General features: G+C 62.0%; 15 protein-coding genes. 4 read left to right on the forward strand and 11 right to left on the reverse strand.

Annotated features, from left to right (window positions below):
* Positions 1–39 precede the first annotated feature (39 nt).
* The gene (locus tag B5V00_RS12985; protein WP_172399751.1) at positions 40–606 is read left to right on the forward strand and encodes a HEAT repeat domain-containing protein; all 567 of its coding nucleotides are present in this window, start codon (positions 40–42) and stop codon (positions 604–606) included.
* Positions 607–842: 236 nt separating this feature from the next.
* Here the strand turns inward: B5V00_RS12985 and B5V00_RS12990 are convergent, their stop codons facing one another.
* The 3 genes from B5V00_RS12990 to B5V00_RS13000 all read right to left on the reverse strand — a co-directional run bounded on the left by B5V00_RS12990 (position 843) and on the right by B5V00_RS13000 (position 5,636).
* Positions 843–2,177, reverse strand: coding sequence for an HD-GYP domain-containing protein (locus tag B5V00_RS12990; protein ID WP_085011235.1), 1,335 nt, complete (start codon positions 2,175–2,177; stop codon positions 843–845).
* Positions 2,158–3,732 carry a HEAT repeat domain-containing protein gene (locus B5V00_RS12995; RefSeq protein ID WP_085011236.1) on the reverse strand — a complete coding sequence of 525 codons (1,575 nt, stop codon included), beginning with the start codon at positions 3,730–3,732 and terminating at the stop codon, positions 2,158–2,160. Before B5V00_RS12995 ends, B5V00_RS12990 begins: the two co-directional genes overlap by 20 nt.
* A 74-nt stretch (positions 3,733–3,806) precedes the next feature.
* Positions 3,807–5,636 carry an AMP-dependent synthetase/ligase gene (locus tag B5V00_RS13000; protein WP_085011237.1) on the reverse strand — a complete coding sequence of 610 codons (1,830 nt, stop codon included), beginning with the start codon at positions 5,634–5,636 and terminating at the stop codon, positions 3,807–3,809.
* 182 nt (positions 5,637–5,818) lie between these two features.
* On the opposite strand from B5V00_RS13000, the gene coaE reads away from it, so the two are divergent.
* The gene (gene coaE / locus B5V00_RS13005) at positions 5,819–6,427 is read left to right on the forward strand and encodes a dephospho-CoA kinase (protein WP_085011238.1); all 609 of its coding nucleotides are present in this window, start codon (positions 5,819–5,821) and stop codon (positions 6,425–6,427) included.
* 66 nt (positions 6,428–6,493) lie between these two features.
* On the opposite strand, the gene B5V00_RS13010 is transcribed toward coaE, so the two are convergent.
* From B5V00_RS13010 to aroF, 5 genes are all read right to left on the reverse strand, one after another.
* Positions 6,494–7,294, reverse strand: coding sequence for an alpha/beta hydrolase (locus B5V00_RS13010; RefSeq protein WP_085011239.1), 801 nt, complete (start codon positions 7,292–7,294; stop codon positions 6,494–6,496).
* Positions 7,295–7,503: 209 nt separating this feature from the next.
* Entirely contained in the window at positions 7,504–8,283 is a 780-nt protein-coding gene (locus tag B5V00_RS13015; RefSeq protein ID WP_085011240.1) for an IclR family transcriptional regulator, read from the reverse strand.
* A gap of 352 nt (positions 8,284–8,635) precedes the next feature.
* Positions 8,636–9,865, reverse strand: a complete 1,230-nt coding sequence (truD, locus tag B5V00_RS13020; protein ID WP_085011241.1) for a tRNA pseudouridine(13) synthase TruD — start codon at positions 9,863–9,865, stop codon at positions 8,636–8,638.
* Positions 9,858–10,550, reverse strand: a complete 693-nt coding sequence (trmB, locus tag B5V00_RS13025; protein ID WP_085011242.1) for a tRNA (guanosine(46)-N7)-methyltransferase TrmB — start codon at positions 10,548–10,550, stop codon at positions 9,858–9,860. The genes truD and trmB overlap by 8 nt, the downstream gene beginning before the upstream one ends.
* Before the next feature lie 2 nt (positions 10,551–10,552).
* Positions 10,553–11,557, reverse strand: coding sequence for a 3-deoxy-7-phosphoheptulonate synthase (aroF, locus tag B5V00_RS13030; RefSeq protein ID WP_085011243.1), 1,005 nt, complete (start codon positions 11,555–11,557; stop codon positions 10,553–10,555).
* Between the two features lie 165 nt (positions 11,558–11,722).
* On the opposite strand from aroF, the gene B5V00_RS13035 reads away from it, so the two are divergent.
* On the forward strand, positions 11,723–12,052 hold the full coding sequence (locus tag B5V00_RS13035; protein WP_085011244.1) for a c-type cytochrome: 330 nt from the start codon (positions 11,723–11,725) through the stop codon (positions 12,050–12,052).
* Positions 12,053–12,073: 21 nt separating this feature from the next.
* On the opposite strand, the gene B5V00_RS13040 is transcribed toward B5V00_RS13035, so the two are convergent.
* Positions 12,074–12,955: a metallophosphoesterase gene (locus tag B5V00_RS13040; RefSeq protein ID WP_085011245.1), complete on the reverse strand. Its 882-nt coding sequence runs from the start codon at positions 12,953–12,955 to the stop codon at positions 12,074–12,076.
* Between the two features lie 293 nt (positions 12,956–13,248).
* Between B5V00_RS13040 and B5V00_RS13045 the strand changes: the two genes are divergently transcribed.
* Positions 13,249–14,445: an FprA family A-type flavoprotein gene (locus B5V00_RS13045; protein ID WP_085011246.1), complete on the forward strand. Its 1,197-nt coding sequence runs from the start codon at positions 13,249–13,251 to the stop codon at positions 14,443–14,445.
* A 70-nt stretch (positions 14,446–14,515) separates the two neighbouring features.
* On the opposite strand, the gene B5V00_RS13050 is transcribed toward B5V00_RS13045, so the two are convergent.
* Both B5V00_RS13050 and B5V00_RS13055 read right to left on the reverse strand, forming a co-directional pair.
* Entirely contained in the window at positions 14,516–14,956 is a 441-nt protein-coding gene (locus tag B5V00_RS13050; RefSeq protein ID WP_085011247.1) for a hypothetical protein, read from the reverse strand.
* 23 nt (positions 14,957–14,979) lie between these two features.
* On the reverse strand, positions 14,980–15,408 hold the full coding sequence (locus B5V00_RS13055) for a hypothetical protein (RefSeq protein WP_139800772.1): 429 nt from the start codon (positions 15,406–15,408) through the stop codon (positions 14,980–14,982).
* Between the last annotated feature and the right edge of the window lie 18 nt (positions 15,409–15,426).

Raw genomic sequence — 15,426 nt, forward strand, 5'->3', positions numbered from 1 at the left:
ATCCGGTCAACCCGTCAGTCGGAATGGGGTAAAGAACCGATGCTGCAACAGCGCAAGGAAGGTTTGAAAAAGGCCCTCAACGACAGTGATGCCGGGGTGCGGGCGGCGGCCTCCCGGGCGCTGGATGACCTTGAGGCGCTTGACGAACTGGAACACCTGCTGGTTGCCGCCGAAGGCGGTGAGCGGGGGATTCGGGTCAAGGCGCTGTTTGCCCTGGAACGGATTCGTTCGCCGCGGGTTTTCCCGGTGCTGCTCAAGGCCCTTGAAGATGAGGATGCCGATATCCGGGCGGCCGCGACCCAGGTTCTCGGCAGCAAGCATCATCCCAAGACCCTTTCATCCCTGGTTAAACGTCTCAAGGACTCCGCTCCGGCGGTGCGGGTGCATGCCGTGACCGCCCTCGGTTCCTTTGCCGACAATCGCCTGGTTCCCTATCTCGCCGCCCTGCTCAGGGCGGAGGATGATGTTCTGGCCTGCGAAGCGATCCGCTCCCTGGCGCGGATCGGTGACCCGTCAGCGACCCCCCACCTGCTCGAAGCCCTCGAAGATTCCCGTCCCAAGATTCGGGCCGCGGCCGCGACCGCGCTCGGCGAACTGGATGTTTAGGGGTAAGGCGCAAGGCGCAAGGTGCAAGGTGCAAGGTGCAAGGTGCAAGGTGCGAGGTGCAAGGTGCGAGGTGCAAGGTGCGAGGTGCGGGGCGCGGGGCGCAAGGAAAACCTGGGGACGGTCCCTCTCTGCCAGGGGGACCGTCCCTTTTTTATGGGGGTGCCCGCAGGACGAGAATGAGGCACAGCGGCAGCTGTTCCGCAATGACGAGGACCAGGGGAACAACGCAGGATCCGTCAGTCCAGGTAATCGGTGACGTTGATGCCTTTGCTGAAGGGATCGACCTCGGCGGTGATGCGGATGGTGTCGGGCCCGGCCAGTTCTTCGATGCGGGGTTCGGCGAGCATTTCGCCGTCACTGTCGAAGAGGATCTTCAGCCGCAGGTCATCCGGCTTCTCGGTGCTGACCCAGATCACCAGGCCGATTTCGTTGTTGGTCAGGCGCACCAGGGTGCCGACCGGGTAGGGACCGAGAAAACGGATGAAGTTGCGCAGGAATTCCGGGTGCAGGACCGTTCCCGACAGTTCTTCGAGGCGTGAAATGGCACTCTTCGGTGTCATCGGACGCTGATAGGAACGCAGCGTGGTCATGGCGTCGTAGGTGTCGGCGATGGCCGCCATGTCGACCATCGCCGAGGCCGTCCGGCCACGGGCATCGGCCGGGTAGCCTTCGCGGTTGTAGCGCAGGTGGTGGCCGAGAACGATATCGATGATTTCCGGGGTTATCCCTTCCATCTTCCGAACGATATCCGCGCCGTTGGTCGGGTGACGTTTGATCTGCTCGAACTCCTCATCGGTCAATTGGCCCGGCTTGTTGATGATGTCCCAATCGACCTGCAGTTTGCCGATATCATGCAGCAGCGCGCCGAGACCGAGAATGCGCAACTGGTTTTCCTTCAGTCCGCAGGCCCGGCCGACGGTCAGGGCGAGGACGGCGACATTGACCGAGTGGGTGAAGGTGTAGTTGTCGTAATCCTTGAGCATCGACATGGCAAACAGGGCATGCGGTTCGGTCAGGGTCATGTGGACCATGCTTTTGACTGTGGCCATCGCCTCATTCGAGGTTGGAATGGCGCCCATGCGCACGTCGTGGAAAATGCGGTCAACAACCGCCAGGGCACGTTTATAGACCGCACGCGGCGAATGCAGGTCGTCTACGTCATCTTTCCTGACCATGACCGGGCGGATGTGGCGTACCCCGTGGGCGTGCAGCACTTCACTGAAATGGTCGCCCCGGGCCCGGCCGTCGTGCAGCACCTGCAGCAGGTGGCGCAACTCCAGGGCGGTGACGCCATGGATGAATTCGAGGCCGTCGATCTGCAGTTTTTCCAGCAACTGTCCGATTTCCATGGCGGCCGGGTTGTCGTCGACAAAGAGAACTTCCTCAAGAAACAGGGTTCCTTCCAGCAACCCCAGGCGAACCGTGTCCTGGCGGCGCAGCATGGTGAACAGGCGATCGACCAGCAGCTCCATCTGGCGGGCATTGGCGGGATGGTCGAGGGGGTAGAGACGCAGGCCTTTGACAGCTCCGGCCAGCCCCTGGACGATCTGTTTAGGCAGTTCCTGGTTCATCTTCCCTCTGGATTCGTTTCAGGGACAGGCCGGCCTGGCGGGCGACGGTGGCGGAACGGTCGCGAGTCGCCGTTTCCAGCGGCGGGATGGAGGCGGGATCACCGATCTCTCCCAGGGCCTGGGCGGCCGTGACGCGCAGTTCATCATAGCTGCGGCGTTTGAACAGCCGACGGCGACGCAGCACACGACTTAACACCGGAACAGCTTCGGGCGAGCCGATTTCGCCGAGGGCGCGAATGGCGTCCCGGGTGCGTCCCTTGTGCTTGAGAAAAAAATCGGCCTTGCGGATGATGCGGCTCAGCTTGGGAACGGCGGACGCATCCCCGATCACCCCCAGGGAGAGGAGTGCCTGGCGGCTTACTTCGCCGTCCTCGTCATCGACAGCTTCCAGCAGGACCTGGACCGCGCCGCTGCCGCCGATCCGGGTCAGGGCCCGGATCGCCTCGCGGCAGACCCGGGTGTCCTCGTGGTGCAGCAGTTCGTTGAGATGGCGGGCGGTACCCGGGTCACGGATTTCACCGAGGATGGTGGCAGTATTTCGCACCACGTACCAGCGTTCATCCCGGATGTATTCAAGCAGGGTCGGAACCGCCTGGGGCCCCTGGCGGATCAGGACCGCGGCGAGCTGTTTACGGATGCCGGCATCGGTTTCCCGGGCCAGATGATCCATCAGTCGCGGGGTGGAGCGTTGCTTGAGAAAGGCGAGGATGCTGACCAGCAGCTGCCGGTGCTTGTCCGGCAACTGCGGTTCGCAGAGAAACGCGATCAGGAAATCGATGGTTTCCACGTCGCAGATCTGCTGCAGGGCGTGCAGGGCGAATTCGCGTCGGACCTGTTCCTGGTCGCGATCAGTGACCAGTCGGCAGAGCAGGGCCAGTGCTTCGAGCAGCAGCAGCCGGTCCTCCGGGGTTCGATGCCGCAGCGCCAGGGGGACCAGTTCCTCCAGCAGACCGCGAAACTGCTGTTCATCCCGCGTCTGGCGCAGTTGAGCCAGAACCTCCTGCAGACTGCGTTTTTCATCCGGCAGGTCGCCGCCACCGGCCGCTTCGTCGGGGCCTTCCTCTCCCTCGCCACCGGTCCCGGCGGCCCTGGCCGTTTCGATTTCCTGTTTGCGTTGGAGGATACTTTTCAGGTCGGTTTCGTTGACCCAGATGGTGGTCACCTGCTGCCGCAGCAGGATCTCCTTGATGCCCCCGGCGTTGCGGATTTCGGCCGGATCGGTGGTCAGCGCGCGACCGAAAGCAAGCAGGTCGGCCACTGTCAGGTCGGGAAGGACCAACAGGTGCTGGACCAGCCTGGAAAAGAGGAAAGCGGCCAGTTTCTTCAGCACCTGGTTGTTCTTGTCGACCGCCGTGTCGGCCAGGAAAAACCCCTCCTTGCGAACCGTGCAGACCAGGCTGTCGCCACTTTCCAGCAGCGGCAGAAAGGCATTTCGGGTATCGCCGGCCGCACTCTTGAGAGCCGGATGCCCGGCCGGATAGTACTGGACCGCCTTGATCAACCGGGTCAGTTCGCGCAGGGCGGTCGCGAGTTGTGGCGGGGCGGTCTGGGTCACGGGTTCACTCGGGATAAAGGGCTGTTAAGTGCCTAACATACCTTGTCGAAAGTCCCTTGTAAATTCCTTTGCCGTTATCCCTGCGGATTCGTGTCGCCCTCTTCGGTCATGCAGAAACCGCTGTCATGGATGCCGTGGTCCTCGGCCCGGTACATCTCATCGATCAGGTGTTGGTAGCGTTCACGGACGATTTTCCGTTTCAGTTTCAGCGTCGGGGTTATTTCATCGCCGGCAAAATCGCGGGACATCAGGGTGAAACGCTTGACGTGCTGGAAGGAGGGCAGCCCCTCCTGCAGTCGGTCGATGCGACGGCGCAGCAGGTCGAGAACCCGGGGGTTGCTGACCAGTTCGCAGTGATCGCTGTAGCTGATATTCTTCCGCCGGGCGTAACTTTCCAGGTTGTCGAAGTTGGGAACCAACAGCGCGACCAGGAAGGGCTTGCGGTTGCCGAAAAGAAAGGCGTTGGCGATGAACTTGTCGCTCTTGAGCCGGTTTTCGATGATCTGCGGAGCGATATTTTCACCGCCGGCGGTGATGATCAGGTCTTTTTTGCGGTCGGTTACGGCCAGATAGCCGTCCGCGTCGATTTCGCCGATGTCACCGCTGTGGAGCCAGCCGTCGATCAAAACTTCGGCTGTTTTTTCCGGGTTCTGCCAGTACCCTTTGAAAACCGTTTTGCCGCGGATCAGGATTTCGCCGTCAGCGGCCAGTTGCAGCTCGGTACCGCTCATCACCCGGCCGACGGTCCCGAGGCGGGTGCCGCGGGGGTGGTTGACGGTGATGCCGGCGGCGGTTTCGGTAAGGCCGTAGCCTTCGTAGATCGGCAGTCCCGCGGCGTGGAAAAATTCAGCGACCCGGCGCGACAGCGGGGCGCCTCCGGAGACGAAAAAGCGGATTTTCCCTCCGAGCGGTTGGCGCAGTTTGGAAAAAACCCTGGCGCGCGCCAGCCGGGTGATCAGGGTCAGGCCGGCCGACGGCGTGCGGCCGGCCTGTTCCGCGGCCAGGTGGGCAGTCGCGGCCTTGAGGGCGCCGAAAAAGAGCTGCTTTTTCAGCCAGGGGCCGCTCAGGATCCGTTCCATGACGCGCGCGTACATTTTTTCAAACAGTCGCGGCACACTGATGACCACGGTTGGACTGATCTCCTGGAGGTTGGCCGGTACACTGTCGATCCCCTCGGCATAGTTGATCACCGCTCCCTGCTGGAGCATGTAGTAATAGCCGTCGACCCGTTCGAAGATGTGGGAGAGCGGCAGAAAGGAGAGGCAGGAATCCTCTTCGCCGATGTCGAAGCTGTCGCGTGCCGCCTCGATGGCCGAAAGGATGTTGCCGTGGGTTAGCATCACTCCCTTGGGCGGCCCGGTGGTTCCCGAGGTATAGATGATCGAGGCCAGGTCATCGCGCCGGATGGCATCCAGGCTCTGCTGGAGCATGTCGTCGTTGACCGCCGGTGCGAGGAAGCGGTCGAGCGGCAGGACTTCCCGCCGGTCGAAGCAGCCCCGCAGCAGGATGATCTTTTCCAGTTGCGGCAGGGTTTCCTCGGCCTGCAGCAGTTCGGCCGCCATGGCCTCATCATGGATGAAGAGGAACCGGCTGCCGGAATCGGTGAGAATGTGGGCGACCGCGGCCGGTCCCTCGGTGTGGTAGACCGGCACCGTCAGCCCGCCGCAGGCCATGATCGCCAGGTCGGCGAACGCCCACTCCGGACAGTTGGGAGCCATGATCGCGACCCGCTCGCCGCGTTTGAGCCCAAGGGCCTGCAGGCCGCCGGCATAGCGTCTGACCTGGCTGCTGAACTCCTTCCAGCTGATATCGACCCAGACGTTGTTCTGCTTGCGGCGCAGGGCGGTGCGTTCTGCTCGGGCGGGGGCCAGTTTGAGAATCGATGTCGGGATGCTGTTGTTCATATAGTGCCTCCGGGTTGGGGTTCGGGAGCGGGATGGGGGGCATGACGTTCCGATGGTGTCCGCGGGGCCGAGTCCCAGTGGAGCCGATCCCCGCTGTCAAAAGGTAACTTGCAGCTTATCACTTGAATTATACCCGACAGTTGCCGGCTTGACAGGGAGGCGGCGAACTGGCATGAAGAAGCATGGTTCTTGGTATTACCGGAAATATCGCCAGCGGCAAGAGTCGCATCGCCCGTCTGTTCGGAGAATTGGGAGCAGCGGTCGTCAGCGCCGACCTGCTGGCGCGGGAGGCGGTGGCGCCCGGCAGCGGGGCCCTGCGGCAGATTGTCGATCGTTTCGGCAGGGGCGTGCTGCTTGCTGACGGCGAGCTCAATCGCGCGGCGCTGGGACAGCTGGTCTTCGCTGACCCGGTTGCCCGGCGGGACCTGGAGGCGATCACCCACCCCGCCATCGCCGATCTGGCGGTGCGGCGACTGGCCGCATTGCGGGCGGAAGGTCCGCCGTTGATCGTCTACGAAGCCCCGCTGCTCTACGAGGCCGGGGCCGAAGACCGGGTCGACAGGGTGCTGGTGGTGACGGTTGACCCGAAGGTGCAGCTGGCCCGGCTGATGGCCCGCGATCAGCTCGACGCGTCCGCCGCCCGGCAGCGTATCGAGGCGCAGTTGCCGCAGGATCTCAAGGCCGCCCGCGCCGATTACGTGATCGACAACTCCGGCCGCTGGCAGGACTGTGCCGCACAGGTGCGGGCGCTCTACGAGCGGGTAAGAAGGGAAGGCAAAGGTGAAGGCTAAAGGCTAAAGGATCGAGGATCGAGGATCGAGGGGTTTGCCTTGAACCTTGAACCTCGCACCTTGAACCTATTTTTCGAGAAAGTCGCTGATCCGCTTCAGGGTGTCTTCGAGTTGCGGGTTTTCATCGATGGTCAGTACGTGCGGGACATCGGGACCATAGCGGAAGAAATGTTTTTCTCTGCTGGCGAGCCGGTTGAAGATCTCTTCGGCGCTTTGCGGATCAACGGTCTGATCCCCCTCGGCGCAGAGAACCAGGGTCGGGGTTTCGATGCCGGCAAGCTGTTTCTGCAGTTCATTGCGCAGCAGGTTGATCTGCTCGACGCCGGCCAGCGGCCGCCGGTCATAGAAGTAGGGGGCCAGGTCCTCGGGTTTGGGCTGCTGCTGGAAAGCCTTGAGATATTTCAGCCAGCCCGCCAGCGGGGCCAGGTAGTGGCGCAGGCGCAGGTAGGGGGAAAGTAGCACCAGGCGCTGCAGCGGAGCCCGGGTCGCGGCCATCAGCACCAGCAGGGCCCCGGTGCTGGAGCCGACCGCGGCCACCGACCGTCCCCCGGCGGCCAGTAATTCCACGCCCCGGCAGACCGTATCGAGCCATTCCCGCCACGAGCGGTCGGCGAGGTCCTCGGGAGTGGTGCCATGTCCCGCCAGGCGCACCGCCAGGCAGTCATGTCCCTCCCGGGCCAGGCGGCGGGCCGGATGCAGCATTTCCCAGGGGGAGGCGCTGAAACCGTGGACCAGCAGTACCGGGGATTTTTCCTCGCCCCGGCCGGGCAGAAAGAAGGGCAGGTTGGCGGGGTGGCTGACACCCTCCTGCCGGGACTGGTCGCGCCATTGTTCGAGTTGTTCGCTGATCTTCCCGGTTGTCGGCATTTCTGGTTTCCTCTGGATTGCTCACCAGTCTATCCGCTTGGAAAGAGAAAATCCAACCCCCCTGGATGTATGAACGGCGGCGAAGGGCCAAAGGCGAAGGGCCAAAGGAGCCCCCACCCCCTTGAGCCTTGAGCCTTGAGCCTTGAGCCGACAAAAAAAATCCCCCGACCTGCCGGCCGGGGGATTTTTTTTGGGGGAGTGAGGCGCGGTTACTTGTGGTAGCCGAGGCGCAGTGACAGTTCTTCACCGGCTTCGGTCACCAGCGGGATCAGCTCTTTTTCGATCCGCTCCATTGACAGGCGCATCGACGGTCCGGAGACGCTGATCGCGCCGACGATGCGGCGGGTGTAGTCACGGATCGGGGCGGCGACGCAGCGCACGCCGGGATCCATCTCTTCGTTGTCGATGGCGTAGCCCTGTTCGGCAACCTTTTCCAGCTCCTGGCGCAGCTTGTCCCGGTCGGTGAAGGTCGTCGGGGTGTACTGCTTCAGGTTATGCGGCAGGGTTTCCTCCAGCTCTTCTTCTGAGAGATGAGCGAGGTGGACCTTGCCGGAGGCGGTGCAGTAGGAGGGCAGTCGGGAGCCGACCCTTGAGACGACCCGCACGGTGAGATCGGTTTCGACCACGTCAAGGTAGACGATGTAGCCTTCCTTGAAGATCGCCACGTAGGAGGTCTCGTTGCAGGCGCCGACCAGTTTTTCCAGAATCGGTTTGGCCTGACGCAACAGCCCCATCTGCTTGATGAAGGTCTGGCCGAGTTCCAGAGACTTGAGGCCGAGGCGGTAGTTCTCGGTGGCCCTGTTCTGCTCGATGTAGCCGCGTGATTCCAGCGTCGCCAACAGGCGGAAGACGTTGTTCTTGTGCAGCTTGAGCCGCTTGGACAGCTCGGTGACGCCGAGTTCGTCGACATCGTCGTGAAACTGTTCGAGCAGGTCGAGGGCGTGCGACACGGCCTGAATGATATATTCGGATTTTTCTTTTTTTGCCATTTTTCCAGTTCCCCTCTAGAAGGATTTCAGCGGGCAAGACTCACCATCTTATTCAAACCGGGCCGCTTGTCAAGGCCAAAGCGAAACTTCCGTGTTTCGTCTCGTCAAACAACCGGTTGCGGTGGCGATTTTTCGTTTGAACTGCTCAATTTCAAGCATGTCTAGGAGATAATAAAATGCCGTTCTATACTTGTCAACCGTAGCTGGAAGAATAATGGCACTATCCTGAATCGTCGGAAACATCTTGTTTTGACAGATGTTTAGGCCTTTCGCGCGTTGAATTCAGGTCGGCCATCGAAATTCTTTACCTAGTTTTTAAAAAAAAATCAAAGCAAACTTTGTGCCGCCGGGTTCAGGCCTCTGTCCCGGTTCCCGGGTTTGGCCCTTCATTTTTCATGACTTCGCGCAGGACGCTGGTCGCGTAGCTGCCGCGGGGCAGACTGAAGCCGAGCAGCAGTCCGTCAGATGTTGCCCGCAGTTCGACGTCGTGCAGCGGCACCCGCAGCGGGCGGCGTTCCCCGGTCATGGTCAGTCCCCGGCCGAGCTTGAAGTCGGCCGGCTTAATCCCTTCCTTGTCGAGCAGACCCTCTTCGAGCAGGCCTGCCTGCCCGGCGGCGAGCTGCACCTTGTGGCCGACCAGTGCCCCGGTCGGGCTGATTTCAAAGGCGTCCGCGCGGGGTTGTTCGGCGGCCGCGTCCTCGACCCTGAAGCAGGCGCCGTTGGCATGCTTGTAGGCCCAGTCTCCGGGCCAGAGACGTTCCAGGCTCTGCAGCCGCATGGTCACCAGACGGTCGAAGAGTCGCGACTGCACGGCCGAGAGATAGAGCCGCAACCGTTTGTGCGGCAGCGCCAGCACCGCCTGTTCGGCGCCTCGACCGGCGAGCAGCTGCTGCAGCATCCGGCGTTCGTCGCGCATCCGGCCGGGCAGGATGTCAACCACTCCGCGCAGGTCGTTGCGGGCGAACCGTTCGGCGGCTTCGCGCCAGCGGTCGTTGCTGATCTGTTTCGGGTCACCGATCACCAGCGCAATAACCCGGTCATACTCCCGCCGCAACAGTGCCCGGCCGATCTGCGCCGAGTTGCCGAGAACCCCGTAGCGTTGTTCACCGAACAGGTTCGGTACCCCGAGATCCTGCAGCACCGCGAGGGTTTCCGTCGCTGATTGTTCGGCCCCCTCGACAGTGTCGCGGATGAGGATGCGGAAGCGGTTGCCGGCCAGGTGGCCGAGACGCAGCTTGTTGCCGTGCAATGTCGCGTCGAGCAGGGTCACCCCGGGCAGATCAAGGGTCGTGGCATCGGTGGGGGACAGGCCGGGGATCGAAATCGTCTGGATGGTGGTGGCACGGGCATCCTTGAGTCCGGCGTAGCCGAGATCCCGCTCCCGGACCCTGAAGAAGCGGGCCAGCTGAAAGAGCAGCTCGGGGGTGCTGAGGCCGGTTTTCCGCAGCCGCAGGTAGAGATGTTCACCGCTGCCAGACGGCTGGTAGAGGGGGATTTCCTCGACCTGGAAATCCTCGGCGCAGAGCTTGATCCGGCCGCCGGTTCCGGCGAAGGCGGAGGTCAGGTAGATCGGTTCAGCCATGGGCCAGCCAGCGCAGTCGAAAACCCTTTTCAAACTCCGGCGGCTGCAGCAGTTCCGGGGCGAGCTGCGCGGCGCGGCGGTAGTGGAAGAGGTAGATCGGCTGTCCCATTTCGAGAAAACGGCGCATGTACTTGGAGATCGGGTAGTCACCGAGATCGGTGCTGCAGACGGCTGCCTGCAGGTTTTCGTAACCAGTGACCGCGGGGATGATGTCGGCTACCATCTCGGCGTAGTCGGCAAAATCGGTGGCGAAAAAGAACTCGCCACCGGGGGCCAGGTAGCAGCGCAGCAGTTCAAGAAAATGGTTGTTGACCAGCCGCCGGCCGCGATGGCGTTTTTTCGGCCAGGGGTCGGGGCAGTTGATGATCACCCCGAAGAGGGACTGAAGGGGGATGAACCGGTCGAGCAGGTAGCGGGCCTCGGCGCGCATCACCCGCACGTTGTCGAGCCGGTTCTGTTCGACCCGGCGGCAGGTTTTCAGGCAGCCCTTGTTGTAGATGTCGATGGCGAGGTAGTTGCGGTCGGGATGGCGGGCCGCCAGTTGGACGATAAAGTCGCCGATGCCGCAGCCGATTTCCAGCCAGAGCGGTTGTTTTCGCGGAAAGGCGGCATCGATGCCTGCCGTCGGCCATTGCTCTTCACGCAGAAAAACTGCCGATTCGATGGGGATGATCCGCTGGGTCATGGCTAAAGCACGGCCTTCAAAGACTCCAGTTCCGCCATCAGCCGCGTGAAATCCTCACCGGTCAGGCTCTGCGCTCCATCACAGAGCGCCTTCGCCGGGTCGGGGTGGACCTCGACCATCAGGCCGTCGGCCCCGGCCACCAGGGCGGCCTTGCCCATGATCGGCACCAGGAACCGTTTGCCGGTGGCGTGCGAGGGATCGACGATGATCGGCAGGTGGCTCATCTGCTTGATCAGCGGCACCACCGACAGATCGAGGGTGTTGCGGGTCGCCTTTTCAAAGGTGCGGATGCCCCGCTCGCAGAGCACCACTTTGTTGTTGCCTTCGGCGACGATATATTCAGCGGCGGCCAGAAACTCTTCCAGGGTCGCGCTCATGCCGCGCTTGAGCAGCACCGGAAAGCCGGTCTTGCCGACCTCCTTGAGCAGGTCGAAATTCTGCATGTTGCGCGCCCCGACCTGCAGCATGTCGGCGTGTTCGCAGATCGCCGGCAGCTGTTCGATACGCATCACCTCGGTCACCACCGGCAGGCCGCTGGCATCTCCGGCGGCGCGCAGCAGTTTGAGTCCCTCGATCCCCAGTCCCTGGAAACTGTGCGGTCCGGTACGCGGTTTGAACGCTCCGCCGCGCAGCATGTCGGCGCCGGCCTGCTTGACAATGCGGGCGCCTTCGAGCATCTGTTCCTCGGTCTCGATGGAGCAGGGCCCGGCGATGATCACCGGTGGATGATCGGCGCCGAAAACGGCACTGCCGACCTGGACGGCGGTTGACTCAGGATGAAAGTCACGCGAGACCAGCTTGTAGGGTTTGCTGACGTGGATCGTTTCCCGCACTCCGGGCAGGTTGCGGATGGTGGTGTCGTCAACGTAGCCCTGATTGCCGAGGACGCCGATGGCGGTGCGCAGCGAACCGGGAATCGGCTCGGCCTGCAGTCCCATCGCTTCGACGGCCTTGAGAACCCGGTCGATCTGCGCTTCGGTGGCGGTGTGATGCATGACGATCAGCATGTCGGAATACTCCTTGGTGGTATGAACCCCGGTTCAGGTCAGGGCTAATCTAACTCCCGGCGGTAGCGATGGCAACTTTTTTCCCGGTTCGTTGCGGGCGTCGGTACGAACCGCTATAGTCATCCGTGTTGAACGTCACCCGGAACCACTGCAAGGAGTCAAGCCATGACCAACCTCCGTGCCGCCGTCGTCTCGCTGTTGATCCCGCTGTTGCTGCTGACCGTTGGCTTCGCCGTTACGGCCCGCGCCGACGATGCCCGGGGACGTCAACTGCTCAACGCTCTCGGCTGCAAAGGCTGCCATTCCTTCGAAGGGAGCGGCGGCTCAATCGGTCCCGCCCTGGATGGTATCGGCAAGCGTCTCACCGCCGCCGCCATCAAAGCTCAGCTGCTGCATCCGAAGAAGAACAATCCGAATTCGATGATGCCCGGTTACGGCTATCTGCCTCCGGCCGATCTCGCCGCCGTAGCGGCCTTTCTCGCCGGGAGGAAATGAGACAGGTTCGAGGCGCAAGGATCAAGGTTTTAACCTTGGACCTTGAGCCTCGAGCCTCGAACCTTTCAGTTCAACAACCGTAATCTCCGGTCGGCAGAAGATGCGGACCGGCAGGATCGAGGTGCCGAGCCCGCGGGAGACGTAGAGGGGAGTCCGGGTCGGGCCGACGTGAAACAGTCCGGCGACGAAGCGGCCCGAGTAGCGCGGCAGGTAGAGGGGGGGGAGCAGCGGCAGGCGCACCTGCCCGCCGTGGGTGTGGCCGCAGAGGATCAGGTCGACGGCGGGATCGAGCAGGCGATGTTCGAAGGCCGGCACATGGGAAAGCAGCAGGTTGAAGGCCGTCGGATCGGTCTGGCGCAGCAGGCGGCGGAGGCTGTCGCTGCCGGACGGGTAATCGAGGCCGAGAATGTTGAAGGGAATCCCCCTGACAGAGACCGGCCGCGTTTCGTTGATCAGCAGTTCGACGCCGCGGGCGGCGAATTTGCGGCGCAGGTTCTCGCCTTCCAGCCGGGCCCAGTATTCCCAGTTGCCCTGCACCGCCAGGATCGGGGCGATGCCTTTGAGCAGGGACAGAAAACGCTGCACCTCGTGCAGGTTGCGACGCAGTTCGAGGTAGTCGCCGGTCAGCAGCAGCAGGTCGGGGGTGAGGGCCCGCACCCGTTCGGCGATCGAACGATGATAGCTGCCCAGACTGCCGATATGCAGGTCGGTGAGCTGCACCAGCCGCAACGTTCTGCCCGGCGGCAGCCTGTCAGTGGTCAGCCTGACCCGCACGGTCTGCGCCGCGCGGGGTTCATAGATCATGCCGTCGCCGACGAAAGCGGCGCCGACACCCAGCAGTCCTCCCTGCAGCAGACGCCGTCTCGTTATCCGCGGTGCTGTTTTTGATGTTGTCCGATCCATCTCTCGTGGCAGTTTATCATACCCAAATCCACCGGCAATTTCGGAATTCGGATGTCGTTACGGATGAATCTGCTTCGTTACCTTCACCGGTTCGGTACTCAACGTAGCTCGGCTACGTTTCCGCCCGAATCGGCACGGCGCCTCGCATCTCCACCCGTCCCGTCATCCTCGGTTCGCAAAACAGCCGGTGGATTTGGGTCATACTTATCGACAATGCTTGCCTGCCTGTCCGATTTTGGATATAGTTGACAAGATTTGTCAGCGATATCAACCAAGGAGGCCGGAAATTTACCATGGAAACCAGTATCCCCGTATGCAACGGCGTTGACTGGGTCGGCGTGCGTCATGCCGATCTGAAAGTCTTCGACGATCTCTTCCCGACTCACAACGGGACCACCTACAATGCCTACCTGGTTCGCGGCAACGACAAGGTCGCGTTGATCGATACCGTCAAGGAGCCCTTTGCCGATGAATTCTTCAGCAAGGTCGGCGAACATGTCAGACCCGAGGATGTCGACCTGGTGGTGGTCAACCACACCGAGCCGGACCATTCCGGGGCGCTGGCACAGCTGCTGGATAAGAACCCTGAAATTGTGGTCTACTGCACCAAGGCGGCGGAGAATTTCCTCAAGCAGTTGATCAACCGGCCTTTCAAGTGCCACGTGGTCAGTGACGGCGAAGAACTCGACCTCGGCGGCAGGACCCTGCGCTTCCTCCTCGCTCCCTACCTGCACTGGCCGGACACCATGTTCACCTACCTGGTGGAAGAGAAAACCCTCTTTTCCTGCGACGCCTTCGGTTCCCACTATTGCCCGCGACGCCTGTTCGATGACGAAATCGCCGATTTCTCCTACGATTTCTTCTTCTACTTCGACTGCATCATGCGCCCTTTCAAGGACAAGATCCGTGATGCCGTCGCCAAGGTGGATGATCTCGACATCGACATCGTCGCTCCGTCGCATGGACCGATCCGCCGCCAGTCGGGGCGCAACGCCATCAACGCCTACAAACGCTGGGCGGCTCCGGCCCCGGGGACCGACAAGCCGCGCGCCCTGCTGGCGGTACTCTCCTCGCACGGCAACACCCGCAACATGTCCGAGGTGATTCGCGACGAGCTTGAGCGGCAGGGTTTCGAGGTGATCCCCTTTGCCCTCTCCGACATGCGCGACGACGATTACCGCAACGTTCTCGAACAGGCCGATGTGCTGATCATCGGCACGCCGACCATCCAGCGTGACGCTCCGCCGCAGGTCTGGCACGCCCTGGCGCTGCTTTCCTCGGTGACGCCGAAGGCGAAAATGGCCGCGGTTTTCGGTTCTTTCGGCTGGAGCGGCGAGGCGGTGAAGATGGTTGAACAGCGGTTGCTGGGGCTGAAATACAAGCTGGCCGCCGACAGCATCTCCTTCCGCTTCACCCCGACCGCGGAGAACCTCGAGACCTGCCGCAAGTTTGCGGGGCATATCGCCGGTACGGTACTCTGCGAAGAGTAGTGCGAGGGCTGATGAAAAGCACCCGTCTGCTTCGTTGCTTTTGGCAGCTTGCAGGCGGGTGTTTTTTTGATTATTCCCAGGGGCCCGACACCTTGAAATCGACACCGTCTCCGGCCGCGATCATACTGACCATGTAGACCACAGTATCCTGACCGCGGTCAAAGACCCAGGCCTCGACGAACCTGCCGTTCTCGGCCGACACCTGGCGGAACTCAGTCAGCTTCAGGGGGATCTTCTGGTGTTTTTCCTGTTCCATCGACTTGATGCGGATGGCGATGTCTTTCGCCAGGACCTCGTCAGCTGCCGTCGGCCCAGGTGTGCCGATGATGGTCCTGCGCACAATCACCCCCTGATCATTCTCCGCGACCTTCTCCATCCGGAACGGACTGCCGGCATCCGCCGCTATCCTGTTGGCGTTGCGCATCGCCAGGTTGGCGGTGGCGTTCGGAGCGCAGGCGTTGAGCAGCAGGGTTGTGGTGACAAGAGCCAGAAGAGTTGTCAGTTGTTTCATAGTTTTTCCTTCCGCGTTCCGGATTACAATGAGACGATGACCAGTTCGGCTCCGGTTCGTTTGACCGCGGGTTTCAACTCGGCGCCGGCGCTCTGATCCCCCAGAAAGGCGATGTGCAGGTGCTGCAACGCGTTGTCGGGGATCTCCTTGACGGCGTTGATGAGCACAACCTTGGTGAGCGTGTGATTGCTTCCGATGACGGCAATGTACTGTTCTCCGCCCTCGGCCGCGAGCAGCAGCAGGGCTTGCCTGAGAATTTCCGTGTTGTGTCCACCGCCTACCGCGATCGCTAGTCCGTCACCGATCAGTCCGTGGGAAGGGATCTCGGCGACAATGAATTCGCTCCGTCCGAAAGCCTTGGAAATTTTCGGTTTTATTGAGGTCTTTGGCGCGGCACAGCCGTACAGGCTGATGGCCAGGCTGATGAGAACCAGAAGAACATAACGTTTCATGAATCCCTCCATGGATTG

It is taken from the genome of Geothermobacter hydrogeniphilus (assembly GCF_002093115.1).
GTDB classification, from domain to species: domain Bacteria; phylum Desulfobacterota; class Desulfuromonadia; order Desulfuromonadales; family Geothermobacteraceae; genus Geothermobacter_A; species Geothermobacter_A hydrogeniphilus.

Excerpts from the sequence above, each read along its gene's own strand:
- B5V00_RS13040 (WP_085011245.1), bottom strand. The coding sequence starts at position 12,955 with ATGGATCGGACAACATCAAAAACAGCACCGCGGATAACGAGACGGCGT.
- truD (WP_085011241.1), bottom strand. The coding sequence starts at position 9,865 with ATGGCTGAACCGATCTACCTGACCTCCGCCTTCGCCGGAACCGGCGGC.
- coaE (WP_085011238.1), top strand. The coding sequence starts at position 5,819 with ATGGTTCTTGGTATTACCGGAAATATCGCCAGCGGCAAGAGTCGCATC.
- B5V00_RS13000 (WP_085011237.1), bottom strand. The coding sequence starts at position 5,636 with ATGAACAACAGCATCCCGACATCGATTCTCAAACTGGCCCCCGCCCGA.
- aroF (WP_085011243.1), bottom strand. The coding sequence starts at position 11,557 with ATGCTGATCGTCATGCATCACACCGCCACCGAAGCGCAGATCGACCGG.
- B5V00_RS13050 (WP_085011247.1), bottom strand. The coding sequence starts at position 14,956 with ATGAAACAACTGACAACTCTTCTGGCTCTTGTCACCACAACCCTGCTG.
- B5V00_RS13045 (WP_085011246.1), top strand. The coding sequence starts at position 13,249 with ATGGAAACCAGTATCCCCGTATGCAACGGCGTTGACTGGGTCGGCGTG.
- B5V00_RS13015 (WP_085011240.1), bottom strand. The coding sequence starts at position 8,283 with ATGGCAAAAAAAGAAAAATCCGAATATATCATTCAGGCCGTGTCGCAC.
- B5V00_RS13055 (WP_139800772.1), bottom strand. The coding sequence starts at position 15,408 with ATGAAACGTTATGTTCTTCTGGTTCTCATCAGCCTGGCCATCAGCCTG.
- B5V00_RS12985 (WP_172399751.1), top strand. The coding sequence starts at position 40 with ATGCTGCAACAGCGCAAGGAAGGTTTGAAAAAGGCCCTCAACGACAGT.
- B5V00_RS13035 (WP_085011244.1), top strand. The coding sequence starts at position 11,723 with ATGACCAACCTCCGTGCCGCCGTCGTCTCGCTGTTGATCCCGCTGTTG.
- B5V00_RS13010 (WP_085011239.1), bottom strand. The coding sequence starts at position 7,294 with ATGCCGACAACCGGGAAGATCAGCGAACAACTCGAACAATGGCGCGAC.
- B5V00_RS12990 (WP_085011235.1), bottom strand. The coding sequence starts at position 2,177 with ATGAACCAGGAACTGCCTAAACAGATCGTCCAGGGGCTGGCCGGAGCT.
- trmB (WP_085011242.1), bottom strand. The coding sequence starts at position 10,550 with ATGACCCAGCGGATCATCCCCATCGAATCGGCAGTTTTTCTGCGTGAA.